Source organism: Pseudomonadota bacterium, assembly GCA_016195085.1.
Lineage (GTDB): Bacteria > Pseudomonadota > Alphaproteobacteria > SHVZ01 > SHVZ01 > JACQAG01.
The window spans coordinates 1-14,452 of record JACQAG010000041.1; the positions used below are offsets into that span (position 1 = coordinate 1).

The 14,452-nt window shown below is 66.2% G+C and carries 13 protein-coding genes; 8 read left to right on the forward strand and 5 right to left on the reverse strand.

The window, feature by feature from the left end; all coding sequences use genetic code 11:
- Positions 1–355, forward strand: a 355-nt coding sequence (locus HY058_12590; GenBank protein MBI3498135.1) for a phosphatidylserine decarboxylase, incomplete at its 5' end; no start/stop codon positions are given.
- On the forward strand, positions 352–1,197 hold the full coding sequence (gene pssA, locus HY058_12595) for a CDP-diacylglycerol--serine O-phosphatidyltransferase (protein ID MBI3498136.1): 846 nt from the start codon (positions 352–354) through the stop codon (positions 1,195–1,197). The genes HY058_12590 and pssA, both read left to right, overlap by 4 nt.
- 8 nt (positions 1,198–1,205) lie before the next feature.
- Here pssA and HY058_12600 read toward each other — a convergent pair whose 3' ends face one another.
- From HY058_12600 to HY058_12610, 3 genes are all read right to left on the reverse strand, one after another.
- Entirely contained in the window at positions 1,206–2,042 is an 837-nt protein-coding gene (locus HY058_12600; GenBank protein MBI3498137.1) for a class I SAM-dependent methyltransferase, read from the reverse strand.
- Positions 2,039–2,551: a PAS domain-containing protein gene (locus HY058_12605; GenBank protein ID MBI3498138.1), complete on the reverse strand. Its 513-nt coding sequence runs from the start codon at positions 2,549–2,551 to the stop codon at positions 2,039–2,041. Before HY058_12605 ends, HY058_12600 begins: the two co-directional genes overlap by 4 nt.
- A 67-nt stretch (positions 2,552–2,618) precedes the next feature.
- Positions 2,619–3,584, reverse strand: a complete 966-nt coding sequence (locus tag HY058_12610) for a Gfo/Idh/MocA family oxidoreductase (protein MBI3498139.1) — start codon at positions 3,582–3,584, stop codon at positions 2,619–2,621.
- Positions 3,585–3,893: 309 nt separating this feature from the next.
- Between HY058_12610 and HY058_12615 the strand changes: the two genes are divergently transcribed.
- From HY058_12615 to HY058_12640, 6 genes are all read left to right on the forward strand, one after another.
- Complete coding sequence (locus tag HY058_12615) at positions 3,894–5,489, forward strand: ABC transporter substrate-binding protein (protein MBI3498140.1); 1,596 nt, start codon at positions 3,894–3,896, stop codon at positions 5,487–5,489.
- A 130-nt stretch (positions 5,490–5,619) separates the two neighbouring features.
- Entirely contained in the window at positions 5,620–7,212 is a 1,593-nt protein-coding gene (locus HY058_12620) for an ABC transporter substrate-binding protein (protein ID MBI3498141.1), read from the forward strand.
- A 196-nt stretch (positions 7,213–7,408) separates the two neighbouring features.
- Positions 7,409–8,209 (forward strand): alpha/beta hydrolase, encoded by an 801-nt coding sequence (locus HY058_12625; protein ID MBI3498142.1) that lies wholly within the window; start codon positions 7,409–7,411, stop codon positions 8,207–8,209.
- 20 nt (positions 8,210–8,229) lie between these two features.
- On the forward strand, positions 8,230–9,018 hold the full coding sequence (locus tag HY058_12630) for an alpha/beta hydrolase (GenBank protein MBI3498143.1): 789 nt from the start codon (positions 8,230–8,232) through the stop codon (positions 9,016–9,018).
- A gap of 128 nt (positions 9,019–9,146) precedes the next feature.
- On the forward strand, positions 9,147–10,736 hold the full coding sequence (locus tag HY058_12635; protein MBI3498144.1) for an ABC transporter substrate-binding protein: 1,590 nt from the start codon (positions 9,147–9,149) through the stop codon (positions 10,734–10,736).
- A gap of 122 nt (positions 10,737–10,858) precedes the next feature.
- Positions 10,859–11,863 (forward strand): Gfo/Idh/MocA family oxidoreductase, encoded by a 1,005-nt coding sequence (locus HY058_12640; GenBank protein MBI3498145.1) that lies wholly within the window; start codon positions 10,859–10,861, stop codon positions 11,861–11,863.
- 6 nt (positions 11,864–11,869) lie between these two features.
- On the opposite strand, the gene HY058_12645 is transcribed toward HY058_12640, so the two are convergent.
- Positions 11,870–13,447: an ABC transporter substrate-binding protein gene (locus tag HY058_12645; protein ID MBI3498146.1), complete on the reverse strand. Its 1,578-nt coding sequence runs from the start codon at positions 13,445–13,447 to the stop codon at positions 11,870–11,872.
- 35 nt (positions 13,448–13,482) lie between these two features.
- Positions 13,483–14,451 (reverse strand): Gfo/Idh/MocA family oxidoreductase, encoded by a 969-nt coding sequence (locus HY058_12650; protein ID MBI3498147.1) that lies wholly within the window; start codon positions 14,449–14,451, stop codon positions 13,483–13,485.
- Position 14,452 lies beyond the last annotated feature (1 nt).

Below are 14,452 nucleotides of genomic sequence, written 5' to 3' on the forward strand. Positions count from 1 at the left end.
CATGGTCATGCGCATCGCCTACAACAAGGGCAAGTTCGTCAACGCCGGCCTCGACAAGGCGAGCCTCGACAACGAGCGCAACGGCGTGCGCCTCCTGCTCGAGGACGGCCGCGATCTCGCCTTCGTGCAGATCGCCGGGCTCATCGCCCGGCGGATCGTCTGCCGGCTCAAGGAAGGAGAGATGGTCAGGACCGGCGAGCGCTTCGGCATGATCCGCTTCGGCAGCCGCGCCGATGTGTATCTGCCCGACGGCATCGCGCCCCTGGTCGCGGTCGGCCAGCGCGCGATCGCTGGCGAGACGGTGCTGGCCGATCTCAATTTGACCGAGCCGCCACGCCTGGGCGAGATCCGATGATGCTGCGCCGCCGACCCCACCGCTTCCGCCCGTCCAGGATCAAGGGGTTGTCCTTCAATCGGCTCATTCCCAACATCTTCACCGTGTTGGCGCTCTGCGCCGGCCTGACCGCGATCCGCTTCGGTCTGCAGGAGCGTTGGCAAGCCGCGGTGGCGCTCGTGGTCATCGCCGCCATTCTCGATGGTCTCGACGGCAGGCTCGCCCGTCTCCTCGGCGGCACCAGCAAGTTCGGCGCCGAGCTCGACTCGCTCTCCGACTTCCTCAGCTTCGGCGTGACTCCAGCGATCCTGATCTACCTTTGGACCTTCCAGGGCTTCTCCGGCTTTGTCGGCTTCGGCTGGGCGACAGTGCTGTTCTTCAGCACCTGCTGCGCCTTGAGGCTGGCGCGCTTCAACACCAAGATCGGCGAGGAGATGCCGGCCTGGGCCTACAACTATTTCACCGGCGTGCCGGCGCCGGCGGGCGCGGGCCTGGCCCTGCTGCCGATGATCGTCAGCTTCGAGGTCGGCAGCGGCCTCTTCTCCCAGCCGATCTTGAATGCGATCTGGCTGGTGCTGGTCGGACTCCTTTTCATCAGCCGCATTCCCACTTTCGCCTTCAAGAGGGTGAAGGTGCCGCACCACTACGTGCTGCCGACGCTGGTGGGCGTCGGTGTGCTGACGGCAGCACTGGCGAGCGCCCCCTGGGTCACCCTGTCGTTGGCCGGCGCTGCCTATATCGCCAGCATCCCCTTCAGCATGCGCAGCTTCCAGCATCTCCAGCGCGAGGCCGCCCGGGTCGAAGCCGCCGCCGGGATGCCGGTCGAGCCCGCCGAGCCGCCGCCGACCCTGCCGCGGCCGTAAGCGCCGCTCTACGGCTTTCGCCCGACGATGATGCGGATGTGGGCGCCGAGCCGGTAGCCATCGGCGGCACGATAGGGTTCGAGGCGCCTCTGGACGGATTGGTCGAGCGCCTCGAGGAGTGCGTCGCTGGCGTTCTCCAGCCGGCCGCCGCCGCCCATCTCCAGGCCCGCCTGCCAGAACTTCTCGCCCAAGGGCGCCTTGCGCTCGAAGCGATGCTCGATTTCGTCCACCGCGGCGAAGCCGGCTTCGTTGAACATCTCCCCCACGACGCCGGGCGCGGCGAAGCGGAAGGGGTCGCGGGGATTGGGATCAGGCCCCAGAACCTCTTCGAGCGCCGCCTCGCTGATCTCGAACATCGGATTGTCCGCGCGCGGCCCCCAGACCATGTAGGCCGCCCGGCCTCCGGGCTTCAAGACGCGCAGACTCTCGCAGAGCGCCACCACCGGCCGCGGAAAGAACATGAGCCCGAACCGGCAGGTGACGGCATGGAAGCTCGCCTCGCCAAAGCCGAGCGCTTCCGCATTGGCGACGGCGAAGCGGATATTGGCGAGGCCGCGCTCGTCTGCTCGCCGCCGGGCGCCCTGGAGCATGGGCAAGGCCAAATCCGTGAGCACGGCCTCGCCCTCAGGTCCTAGCGCGCGGGCAAGGGTGATGCCGGGCTCGCCTGCGCCTGAGGCGAGATCCAAGGCCCGTTCGCCTGGATTGACCCGGACCGCCTCCACCAGGGGCCGATTGAAGCGCTCGGCCATCGCCTCCATGCGATCGGCCCAGCGGGTCCAGGCGCGCGCAGTGGTGCTCCACAGGCCGCGCTGGCGCCTGGTCTCGGCGTCGTGCTCCGCCGTCATCGGGCCGGCTCCAGCATTGCCGCCCGGGCTCGGGCCGGGACCTGGAAGCGGGTGAAGAACACCAGCAGCATCGTCACCCTCCCGTCATCCTCCGACAAAGGCAGCGTCAGGCGTTCCCAGCCCCCGGAGGCGCCGGAGTCGAAGGTGAAGCGCCCTGAGCAGAGAACCGGGCCGCGGCTCCGCACGCAGTTCGCGAACTGCTGGATCACCTGGTCGGCGCCGAAATGATGCGCGACGTCATCGACATAACGCCCGGTATGATCGGGAACCTGCAGGGATTGCCGATAGGAGACGATGCGGGTGCCGACCAGCCGATAACGGAACCGCAAGGGTTCCGGCTCGACGTCGATGAGCAGCAGGTTGGGGAGCAGGGCGGGGATATCGACGGGGTCGATGTCGCCCCGCCGCGGCATCGGCCGACCGCCGTGTCGCTCGAGCCAGTATCGGTAGAGCTCCCGACTGTCGGGCTGGGTTGTGCTTCCGCTTCGAGGCTCATGGCGGGCTCGGATGAAGGCGTAGCGCGATAAGAATAGACGAAGGCGTCGCCGCCGGGAACGTCATCCGGTCGCACCCTCCTTAGCGTGTGCGGCTCAGCAGCTCTTCCACTGCGCGCTGCACCTCCAGGCCATCGCGAAAGCTGGCGAGCCCGTGCGGCTTGCCTTCGATCATGTCGGCGACGCCGTCGAGCTGCGCCTTGGCCGAGCGTGGACGCAGCTCGCCCGGGCCGAGATCGACCGGACTCCAGCTTCCGGCCTGCTCTCTCGACAGGTTGGTCCAGTCATGGAGACGGAGGTGGCCCTTGGCTCCCGATGCCGTCCACGCATTGCTGTCGGCAGCCATGCCGCGCACACCCCCGGTGAGCCTGACCGGGATCCCCGCGGCGGTGAGGTCGGCGGCGATGGCGGTCTCCGCCGATCGCCCGTCATCGGGATAGGAGGTCTTGCTGGCTTTCACCGCGAGCGGACCTATGAGGCGTCGCGTGAGAAAGAGAAAATGCGAGACCACCTCGCGTACGAAGCCGCCCTCTTCGCGCAGGCAGAGCCAGCGCGCGTCCGCCTGCCATGGTCGCGGCCATTCGGCGAAGACGGTCTCGATCTCGATGCGCTCGGGGGTGCCGACGGCGTCCGCTGCGAGCATGTCCTTGAGCGCGAGTGCCGCGGGCGAGGAAGCGAAGGGGAAGTTGATCGCTGCCCGATGCACCTCGCGCTCGACCCTTGCCACCATCCGGTCGCTCTCTTCGGTGTCGACGCCAAGCGGCTTCTCGGAGAGCACCGCTTTCCCGGCGTCGAATGCGGTAGCGGCGTGGGTGAGGTGGGTCGAAGGCGGCGAGGCGATGTAGACGCAGGCGACGCCCGGATCGGCGACGAGCTCCGAGGAGCCCCTGGCGATGCGGAGCCGGGGATGGCTCTTCTTCGTCCGCGCGCACGCGGCAGGGTTCGGATCCCACACCGCGACCGCTTCCACCCGAGGATTGAGAGCAAGGCTCGCCAGCATGCGCTGGCCCATGATGCCGAGACCAATGAAGCCGATGCCGTGAGCCATGGCAGGGGAAGCCTTTCCGCGGGGAATGAGGGGAAGCCGCTGCGAGAGGGACCGGGTTGTGCGCTTGTCCTCATTCTAGCCTTGAGCGACATGACCCGCCCGGGGACTCGCTGTCAGCAACCCAAAATCGTGCTTTTACGCGCGCCGATGACGGTTTCATTCCTTGATACTGGAGCCGGTTCGCAAGGATGCATTGCGCCCGCCCGGCATTGTTTTAATATCGGAAAAAGCGTTTCTCCGAACATTGCCGGAGCACCGACCGACAGCACCCAAGTGAGGGCCCACAACAACGAGACGAAGGAGGCGTCCATGTCGCTTCGGACCTCGGCCTCAGCAACGTTCCGCGGCTCGGTCGCCGCACTGGCGCTTTTCGCCGTCGGCGTCGTGCCCGCCCAAGCCCAGCAGAATGTGCTGCGCGTGGTGCCATCGGCCGAGCCCAAGGTGTTCGATCCGCACCAATCCGGCGTCAATCAGACCTCCATGCACGTGGCGATGATCTACGACACCTTGTTCACGTGGGACTCGAATCTCGTCTCCCGCCCGCAGATGGTGGGCAACTACTCGGTCTCCGCCGACAAGCTCAAATACACGTTCACCCTTAGGCCTGGCCTCAAGTTCCACGACGGCACGCCGGTCACCACCAAGGACGTGCTGCAGACATGGAAGCGGCAATTCGTCCGCGACACGCAGATTCAGAAGCTGGTCGACGCCGTCGCCTCCACCGACAAGGTCGACGACCAGACCTTCACCTTGACCCTCAAGGAACCCTTCGGCTTCGTCGAGTATCTGATCAGCGGCGCCAAGAGCATCGACGACGGCATTCTCCGGGAGAAGGAAGCGCTGACCGATCCCTACACGCCGATCACCGAGATGGTCGGCTCCGGCCCATTCACCTTCAACAAGGCCGAATACGTGCCCGGCGCCAAGCTCGTCTACGAGAAGAACCGTGCCTACGTGCCGCGCAACGAGCCGCCGGACGGCCAGGCCGGTGGCAAGGTGGTCAAGGTCGATCGCGTCGAGTGGCTGATCATCCCCGATCCGGCCACGGCCTATGCCGCGCTCAAGAAGGGCGAGGTCGATTTCATCGATTCCGCCACTCTCGATCTGATCAAAACCGTCGAGAACGATCCCAATATCGTCATCGGCGAAGTCTGGCCAGTCGAAACCTATGGCGTCTTGCGGCCGAACTCGCTGCTACCACCCTTCAACAATGTCAAAGCTCGGCAAGCGCTGGCTTATATGGTGAATCAGAGCGAGTATCTGGAGCTCGCCTTCGGCGACAAGAAGTGGTGGCACGAGTGCTACGCCTTCTGGGTCTGCGGCACGCCCAACGGCACCGAGATTGGCTCGGATGCCTACCGCAAGCAGAACCTGGACCTCGCTCGCCAGCTGGTGAAGGAGTCCGGCTACAACGGCGAACCGGTGGTGATGATCGGCGGTGCCGACATCCCCACCTTCAATGCCTGGACGCAGATGTCCGCCGAACTCCTGAAGAAGATCGGGTTCAAGGTCGATGTGCAGTTGAGCGACTGGGGGGCGGTCGCAGTCAGGCGCGCCAAGAAGGATCCGGTCTCGCAAGGTGGTTGGAACCTGTTCCATACCAGCGCCAACGGCTCGCATCTGGCGAGCCCGCTCACCAGCCCGTCCACCATCATGACCTGCGATGGCAAGAACTTCGTCGGCTGGCCCTGCGACGAGGTGGTCGAGAAGATCCGCGATCAATACGTGCGCGAGACCGACCCGGCGAAGCAGAAGGCGCTCCTGGAGCAGATGCACAGGCGGCTGTGGGAGGTGGTCCCCTATGCGATGTTGGGCCAGTTCCGCCAGCCCTTCCTGTGGCGGAAGAACGTGACCGGCGTGCTCAAGACCGGCACGCTGGTCTTCTGGAACATCGACAAGAGCTGACGATGCCTACAACTCCAACGACGCATTGCGCCCGGCCAGCTTTGTTTTAATATCGGAAAATTCTGTCGCCGACGACCGCCCCGCCCAGTCAGCCAAGGCGGGCCGGATCGACGCCCATAAGGAGGCTTTCATGTCCCGTCAGACCTCGGCCTCGATGGTCCCGCTTATCGCCGGCTTCCTCGCCGCTGCTGTGCTCGCACCCATGGAGGCCGCCGCCCAGCAGAAAGTGCTGAAGGTGGTGCCGATGTCGGAGCCCAAGGTGCTCGACATGCACCAATCGGCGGTCAACCCGACCTCGATGCACGTGGCCATGGTCTATGACACGCTGTTCACGGTGGATGCGGACCTGATCGCCCGCCCGCAGATGGTCGGCAACTACACGGTCTCCGCCGACAAGCTCAAATACACCTTCACCCTCAGGCCCGGCCTCAAGTTCCACGACGGCACGCCGGTCACATCCAAGGACGTGATCCAGACCTGGAAGCGGCAATTCGTCCGCGACACCCAGATCGGCAAGCTGGCCGAGGCGGTGGCGTCCTACGACAAGGTCGACGACAACACCTTCACGCTCACGCTGAAGGAGCCCTTCGGCTTCGTCGAGTATCTCATCAGCGGCACCAAGAGCATCGAAGACGGGATCATGCGCGAGAAGGAGGCGCTGACCGACCCCTACACCCCGGTCACCACCATGATCGGCTCCGGCCCGTTCACCTTCAACACCGCCGAATACGTAATGGGCGCCAAGCTGGTCTACGACAAGAATCGCGCCTACGTGCCCCGCAACGAGCCGCCGAGCGGCCAGGCCGGCGGCAAGGTGGTCAAGGTGGACCGGGTGGAGTACGTGATCATTCCCGATGCAGCGACGGCCTATGCGGCCTTGAGGAAGGGCGAGATCGACTTCATCGACGCCGCTTCGCTCGATCTCATCAAGACCGTCGAGAACGATCCCAACATCGTCATCGGCGAGGTCTGGCCGGTCGAGACCTATGGTGTACTCAGGCCCAACTCGCTGCATCCGCCCTTCAACAACGTGAAGGCGCGCCAGGCTCTCGCCCATATGGTGCAGCAGAGCGACTATCTCGAGCTCGCGTTCGGCGACAAGAAATGGTGGCACGAGTGCTACGCCTTCTGGGTCTGCGGCACGCCCAACGGCACCGAGGCGGGCTCCGAGGCCTACCGCAAGCAGAATCTCGATCTCGCCCGGCAGCTGGTGAAAGAATCCGGCTATGACGGCAAGCCGGTGGTGATTATCGGCGGCGCCGACATCCCCGCCTACAATGCCTGGTCGCAGCTCACCGCCAGCCTCCTGAAGCAGATCGGCTTCAACGTCGACATGCAGATGACCGATTGGGGTGTGGTCGCGGTCCGGCGCGCGAAGAAGGATCCGCCGGCGCAGGGCGGTTGGAACCTGTTCCACACCAACGCCAACGGCGCGCATCTGGCGAGCCCGCTCACCAGCCCGTCCACGATCATGACCTGCGACGGCAAGAACTTCGTCGGCTGGCCCTGCGACGAGGTGGTGGAGAAGATGCGCGACCAGTACGTCCGCGAGACCGACCCGGCGAAGCAGAAGGTGCTGGTCGAGCAGATGCACAAGCGTCTCTGGGAGGTGATGCCCTATGTGACCTTGGGCCAGTTCCGGCAGCCCTTCCTGTGGCGCAAAAACATCACCGGCGTGCTCAAGACCGGCACGCTGGTCTTCTGGAACATCGACAAGAGCTGACAACCGCGTCGTTCATCACGGAGTCGTAGAGACGATTGAACCGCGGAGTTCGCGGAGAAGAACGCAGAGAACGCCGAGAATAGTTCGCAGCGCGCGGCGCGGGAGCAAACACCTCCGCAAACTCCGCGCTCCTCAGCGATCTCTGCGGTTTTCTTCTGCCTCGCCTCTTCAGTGAGGAGTCGCGCACGGAGCGAGCATGACGAAAGCCGTTTGGGACAAGCGGGCGGTCGCCAATGGGCCGGCGCGCGTCGAATACCGGATCGCCGGCAAGGGCAAGACCATCGTCTCGCTGCCAGGGCTCGGGCGCACGACGGAAGACCACCTTCCCTTGGGCGAGCGGCTGATCGCCGCCGGCTACCGCGTCGTCTTGCCGATGCCCCGCGGCATGGGCGGCAGCACCGGGCCGCTGACAGGGATTACGCTCCACGATCTTGCCGCCGACGTGGCCAAGGTGATCGAGGCTGTGGGCGACATCCCGGCGATCCTCTGCGGCCACGCCTATGGCAACCGCGTCGCCCGGCTGATCGCGACCGACCGGCCGGATCTGGTGTCCCACCTCGTTCTGTTCACCGCGAGCGGCAAGGTCGCCGGCACGCCCGAGGTGGTGGCGGCGATCGAGCGGGTGAAGAACCCGGCGCTGCCGATCGAGGAGCGCCGCAAGGCAGCGCTCGTCTCCATGGTGGGGCCCACGCGCGACCCCACGGTCTGGCTCGACGGCTGGAACGACCCGATCGCCAAGGCCTGCCAGGCAGCGCTCCGCGCCGTGCCGACCGAGGAATGGTGGACCGGCGGCAAGGCCAAGGTCCTGGTGATCCAAGGCCTCGCCGACAAGTCCTCGCCGCCGGTCAATGGTCGGATGCTGAAGGAAGAGCTCGGCGAGCGCTGCACCCTGGTCGAGCTGGACGGTGTGGGCCATTCGGTGCCGGTGGAGGCGCCGGACGAGGTCGCCGCCGCGATGATCGCGTATCTCAAGAAGCAGCATCTCGCCGCGGCGTGATGAAAGGCTGCTGAACGACCATGGCTGAGAAGATCGCCTGGGAGCATCGAACCGTCGCCGCGGAGCACGCGCGGATCGCGCTGCGCGTTGCCGGTAGTGGCAAGACGGTGGTGATGCTGCCGGGTCTAGGCCGCAGCTCCGATGATCTCTTGCCCTTGGCCGAGCGGGTGATCGGGGCGGGCTATCGCGTCGCACTGCCGATGCCGCGCGGCCTCGGGGCAAGCCAAGGACCGATGGCGGGCATCACCCTCCACGACCTCGCCGCCGACGTGGCCGCGGCCATCGCCGCGCTCGGCAAGAGCCCGGTCGTGCTGGTCGGCCAGGCCTTCGGCAACCGCGTCGCCCGCATGCTGGCCGCCGATCGGCCGGAGCTGATCTCCGCCGTGGTGCTGCTCGGCGCCAGCGGCAAGGTGGCGGGCGGGCCGGAGCTGCCGGCCGCGAACGAGCGCGCCAAGAACCCGGCGCTGCCGCTGGCCGAGCGGCTGGCGGCCGCGCGGCTGACCATGGTCGGCCCCGGCCGCGACCCCACGCCCTGGCTTGACGGCTGGAACGAACCGGTCGCCAAGGTCTATCTGGCCGCAGCCGCGGCCACGCCGATGGACGAATGGTGGACCGCCGGCACGGCGCGCGTGCTGATTGTACAGGGCCTCGCCGACGTCATGGCGCCGCCTGCCAATGGCAGGATGCTCTTGGGCGAGCTGGGCAGCCGGGGCAGCCTGGTCGAGCTCGAAGGCATCGGCCACTCGCTCCCGGTCGAGGCACCCGATGAGGTTGCCGCGGTGGTCATCGACTTCTTGCGCAAGCTGTAGCACCGAGCCCCCACCCCTCGCCGCCTCCCGGGGAGGGGCTTGGCGGCGGCATTCGGCGAGTATTCCTGTACAGCCGCCTGCGCCAGTGCTTTCCTATCGGAAATCGCACAACGAGAAAGGAGGCGGTCATGCCTATGGGAACGAAGAATGCTTCGCGCCTGACGACCTGGCTTGCCGTTGCCGTTGCGACAGCGATGCCGGGAGCGGCGATCGCGCAGCAGAAGGTGCTGAGGGTCGTGCCGGCCACCGATCTCAAGGTGATCGACCCGTTCCAGACGACGGCGATGGCATCCAAGATGCACAGCGCCCTCGTCTACGATCAGCTCTTCGGCTGGGACGAGAAGATGGCGGCGCAGCCGCAGATGGTCGAGGCCTACAGTGTCTCGCCTGATGGACTCAAATACGCCTTCCGGCTGCGCCCCGGTCTCAAGTTCCATGACGGCACGCCGGTCACCTCCGCCGATGTCATTCCCTCGATCAAGCGCCTTTATGCGACCGACACGCTGGCGCAGAAGCTGGCCGACTTGACCGCCTCGATCGAGGCCGTCGACGACCGCTCCTTCACGCTCACCCTCAAGGAGCCCTATCCCTGGGTCGAGTTCTCCCTGGGTGGCGTGCACAACACCACCGGCATCATGCGCAAGCAGGAGGCGACGGTCGACCCGGGGACGGCGGTCACCGAGTCGATCGGCTCCGGCCCGTTCCGCTTCGTCAAGAGCGAGTGGGTGCCCGGCGCCAAGATCATCTGGGAGAAGAATCCGGACTACGTGCCGCGCACCGAGCCCGCCAGCGGCATGGCCGGCGGCAAAGTGGTAAAGGTCGACCGGCTCGAATTCCTGATCATTCCCGATCCCGCCACCCAGTTCGCCGCGCTCACCAAGGGCGAGGTCGACTACATCGAGGAACCCTCGCTCGATCTCATCCCGACGGTGGAGAAGAATCCCGACATCGTCACCGGCCAGGTCTTCCCCTTGGGCTTCTACGGCGTCATCCGTCCGAACGCACTCCATCCGCCCTTCAACAACGTCAAGGCCCGCCAGGCGCTGCAATACATGGTGGACCAGCGCGAATATGCAGCCGCCGCCTTCGGCAGCGAGAAGTTCTGGCGCACCTGCTACTCCTACTGGATCTGCGGTGGCCCCAACGGATCGGAGGTCGGCTCCGACGGCTTCCGCAAGCCCGATCTGGAGAAGGCGAAGCAGCTCTTGGCCGAATCCGGCTACAAGGGCGAGAAGATCGTGCTGATGGATCCGGGCGATCTGCCGATGTACCACGCGCTCACTCTGGTCACGATCGAGCGCATGAGGAAGATCGGCTTCAACGTCGATGTGCAGGCCATGGATTGGGGCGGCATCACCGCCCGGCGGGCAAAGAAGGATCCGCCGGACGCCGGCGGCTGGAACATCTTCCACACCACCACCGGAGCCGCGCCGATGTCGAGCCCGCTGACCTCCGTCGTCACCAGCCTCACCTGCGACGGCAAGAATTGGGTCGGCTGGCCTTGCGACGAGCAGGCGGAGAAGCTCCGCGACCAGTTCGTGCGCGAGACCGATCAGGCCAAGCGCATGAAGATCCTGGACCAGCTCAATGCCAGGCTCTGGGAGGTGGCGCCGCTCATCCTCTTAGGCCAGTACGACCAGCCCTTCGTCTGGCGGAAGAACGTGACCGGCGTGCTCAAGACCAGCATTCCGGTCTTCTGGAACATCGACAAGAGCTGAGTAGGGACGACTGTTTTCTTCTCGTCATGCCCGGACTTGATCCGGGCATCCACGTCGTGCAAGCACTCGGCCGAAGACGTGGATGCGCGGGTCAAGCCCGCGCATGACGAAGGAGAGGGCGCATGCCTCGATCACATCCGATCCGCGTCGGCATCATCGGCATGGGCCAGTTCGGCCGGCTGCATGCAAAGGCTCTCGGCGAGCTGGGCGGGCGCGCCAGGCTGGCCGCGGTCGCGTCGGGATCGTTTGCAGAGGCGGAGAGAGTGGCGGCCGATTTGGGTGCCAAGGCGTATCGCGATTGGCGGGCGGTTCTGGCCGAGGTCGATGCGGTCTGCATCGCCACGCCGCACGATCTCCATGGCGAGATGACGCTGGCGGCGATCGAAGCGGGATGCGCGGTGCTTCTGGAGAAGCCGATGGCGCCGAGCCTAGCCCAATGCGATGCGATACTGGACGGGCTTCGCGGCCGCCCCGTGCCGTTCACGGTGGCGCAGCCCACCCGTTTCATTCCGGCCTATGCGGAGGCTGTCGCTCGCATCCGCTCGGGTGTCATCGGCGAGCCCATCCATGTGCGCGCGCCGATGATCAAGGATTTCACCTTAAAGGCGCGCAAGGACTGGCACCTGGCCCAAACCCGGGGCGGCGGCATGTGGATGACCAATGCCGTCCATCTCGTCGATCGCCTGGTGCTCGCCTTCGGCCGCATGCCGATGTCGGTCAGCGCCAGCTTAGGCACGGGCTTCCACACCGGGCTCGCCGTCGACGATATCGGGGTGGCGCTCTACCGGTTCTGGGGCGGCGGCACCGGCATCGCCGAGGCCGCCGGCTACCGGGTGGGCGCGCCGGATCACTGGACGGTCATCGTCGGCACCGAAGGGGCGCTCCGCTGCGAGCCGGGCCTCGGCCTCGAGCTCGGCCGCGACAATGCCTGGCAGACCGCGTTTGCCGCCGATCCAGCCTGGCTCGCCAAAGCGCTGGCGGCGGAATGGACCTCCTTCCTCGATCACGTCGAGGGCGGGCCGTCGCCGGTCAGCGCGCTCGAGGGCCGCAACGTCATGGCTGCCGTCATTGCCGCCGAGGAGGCGGCGGCGGAGAACGCCGTGGTCAGGGTCCCGCTTCGCGAATAGGCGGCGCTACTTCTTCTCCACGCCCCAGAACACGAACTCGCTGGCATTGACGATGCCGGTCACGTTGGCGCGCCAAGCTTTCGGTGCCAGGAACTGGCCGACCAGCACGAAGGGCATGACCTCGTAGAAGCGGCTCTGGATCCGATCGACCACCGGGCGTCGGGTCTCGGCCGAAGCGGCGAAGAACGCCTGTCGCAGCGTCTCCATGGGCTGATCGCAGGGATTGCCGTTGAAGATCTTGGGATCGCAGGGGTGGATGAGCTGGGTGGAGGTGAGCGGGCTCGCGATCACCCGTGCCGGCGCCCAGGTCGGCTGCATATGCCAGCCGGGCGAGCCGGGGCCCGGTTTGTCCGGCCGTGAACCGCGGGCGATGACGGCGCCCCAATCGTTCGCCTGCAAATCGATGGCGATCCCCGCCGCCCGCATGGCGCCTGCCATCAGGCCCGCCATCTCGTGCAGGATGTGCTGGTCGGTCGGGTCCAGGATGACCACCGGCTCGCCGGCATAACCGGATTCCTTGATGAGCCCTTTGGCGCGCTCCAGGTCGGCCTTGCGGAACGCCGCCGCCCCGGCATCGGTCTCGTTCGGCCCGCCACAGCCGAAGATCGCCAGGCACGGCACCTCATACTCCTTGTTGCCGATGTAGCCGGCGAGCATCTCGTTCTGGTCGACGAGCAGCGCCAGCGCCTGGCGGAACTTGGCCTTGTCCATGGGCGGATGCAGCGAGTTCAGGCGAAAGAAGGCTTGGCTGCCGAAGGGGTCTTGCACGGCGACGACAATTCCTGGCGTGCGCTTCAAGATTGGTATGAGCTCGGCCGGGGGGATTTCCATCACATCGGCTTCGCCGCGGATGAGCGCCTGGACGGCGGTGTTGGCATCGGGGATGTAGATCCACTCCACCTGGTCGAGCTTTACCTGCTTGGCGCCGAAGAAGCCGTCGGGCGGCTCGGCGCGTGGGCTGTAGCCGGCACTCTTGCGATAGACGACCTTGCTGCCCGGCACCCATTCGTCCTTGACGAAGCGGAACGGCCCGGAGCCAACGACATCCTGGAACTGGATCTGGGTGAACGGATCCGACGCGGCGTCCTTGGCACGGAGCACGAAGGTCGGCTGGATGGCATCGGCGAGGGTCTCCAGTACCAGACCGAAGCGCTCGCGGAAGCGGAGCTCGAAGCTGCGATCGTCCACGGCCTTGATCGCCTCCAGCCGCACGCGCATGGCCTGGCCGCTCGCCTTGCGCTGCGACCAGCGCTCCAGCGAGGCGACGGCATCGGCGGATGTCACCGGCGAGCCATCGTCGAAGCGAAGCGGCCGCAGCGTGAAGCGCCATGTCAGGCCGTCGGGGCTGGCGGTCCAGGACTCGACCGCCTGGGGTCGGGCCACGACCTTGCTGTCATAGGAAAATAGCGGCTCGTAGATGAGATAGCCGTGATTGCGGGTGATCGCGGCCGTGGTCCAGGCCGTATCCAGCACGCGGAGATCGGCCTGGGGGATGAATTTGAGGGTGGTCTCCGCCATGGCCGGCATGGCGGCAAGAAGGGAGCCGACGAGCGCCGGCACGCATCGCTTCAGGATGTCGATCATGGGTTACCTCCCTCGCTCTTTGCACTCTCCTAGGTTCAGGCCTTCGCGGCCGCATAGATCCGATCGATGAGCATCGCCGCGGCGGCGCAGTCCGACAAGCTCGCCACCGGCGGCCGTCCTGCTTGGAAATCGGCGAGCATGGTCAGAACGAACGAGCGATAGCCCGGCATGTCGGTCTTGGTCTCGGTGAGCTCGCCATTGGGCCAGCGCACGGCGAGCAAGCCCTTGCGTTCGATCATGGTGGCGCCGGTGGCGGCGATCCGCCACTCGAAATCGCCGCCGCCGGCCGCATAGCTGTAGCCGGCCTCCAGGGTCACGATTGGGCCGCCCTCGACCTGGAGGAGTGCGGTGGCGAATTCCTCGACCGGCAAATGATAGGCACGGTGGCTGAGCTGTGCTGCTTGCACCTTGACCATGTGACCGTCAGCCAAGGTGAGCACGGCATCGGTCGCATGGATGCCGAGATTGCGCAACGGGCCGCCCCCCGATATGACCGGGTCCAGCATCCAGGGCACGCCCAGATCCCGGTAGCGCTCTGGCGGGCCGTTGTTGAGGCGGAAATGCGCGTGCATGACCGTGCCGAGACGCTCCTCGGCCTGGAGCCGGCGATAGACCGCCCAGATGGCGAGGTGCCGGTTCGCAAGGGCGGCCGCGGCGAAGACCCCCGCCGAGGCGGCCGCGGAAGCAAGGTCCGTTGACTGGGCGCCGCTGAGCCCCATCGGCTTTTCCAGCAGGAAGGGCAGCCGGCGCTCGAGGACCGGCGCCAGCGTTGCCTTGACGCGGTCGTGGCGGGGCAGCACGAAGACGAAGTCTGGGCGGGTGCGATCGAGCAGCGCTTCGGTAGAGGACTCGAAGGCGAGGCCGAGCTTCTGCGCCTGGAGGGCACCTGCCGTGGCGTCGCCATCGCTGCTGCCGACCACACGGTGGCCGAGTTCGCCTAAGATTTGGGCATAAGTGGGAGCATGCCAATGGGCCACCCCCAGAATCGCAATTGCCAGAGGCATC

Excerpts from the sequence above, each read along its gene's own strand:
- HY058_12645 (MBI3498146.1), bottom strand. The coding sequence starts at position 13,447 with ATGATCGACATCCTGAAGCGATGCGTGCCGGCGCTCGTCGGCTCCCTT.
- HY058_12625 (MBI3498142.1), top strand. The coding sequence starts at position 7,409 with ATGACGAAAGCCGTTTGGGACAAGCGGGCGGTCGCCAATGGGCCGGCG.
- HY058_12650 (MBI3498147.1), bottom strand. The coding sequence starts at position 14,451 with ATGCCTCTGGCAATTGCGATTCTGGGGGTGGCCCATTGGCATGCTCCC.
- HY058_12600 (MBI3498137.1), bottom strand. The coding sequence starts at position 2,042 with ATGACGGCGGAGCACGACGCCGAGACCAGGCGCCAGCGCGGCCTGTGG.
- HY058_12610 (MBI3498139.1), bottom strand. The coding sequence starts at position 3,584 with ATGGCTCACGGCATCGGCTTCATTGGTCTCGGCATCATGGGCCAGCGC.
- HY058_12635 (MBI3498144.1), top strand. The coding sequence starts at position 9,147 with ATGCCTATGGGAACGAAGAATGCTTCGCGCCTGACGACCTGGCTTGCC.
- HY058_12620 (MBI3498141.1), top strand. The coding sequence starts at position 5,620 with ATGTCCCGTCAGACCTCGGCCTCGATGGTCCCGCTTATCGCCGGCTTC.
- HY058_12640 (MBI3498145.1), top strand. The coding sequence starts at position 10,859 with ATGCCTCGATCACATCCGATCCGCGTCGGCATCATCGGCATGGGCCAG.
- HY058_12630 (MBI3498143.1), top strand. The coding sequence starts at position 8,230 with ATGGCTGAGAAGATCGCCTGGGAGCATCGAACCGTCGCCGCGGAGCAC.
- pssA (MBI3498136.1), top strand. The coding sequence starts at position 352 with ATGATGCTGCGCCGCCGACCCCACCGCTTCCGCCCGTCCAGGATCAAG.
- HY058_12615 (MBI3498140.1), top strand. The coding sequence starts at position 3,894 with ATGTCGCTTCGGACCTCGGCCTCAGCAACGTTCCGCGGCTCGGTCGCC.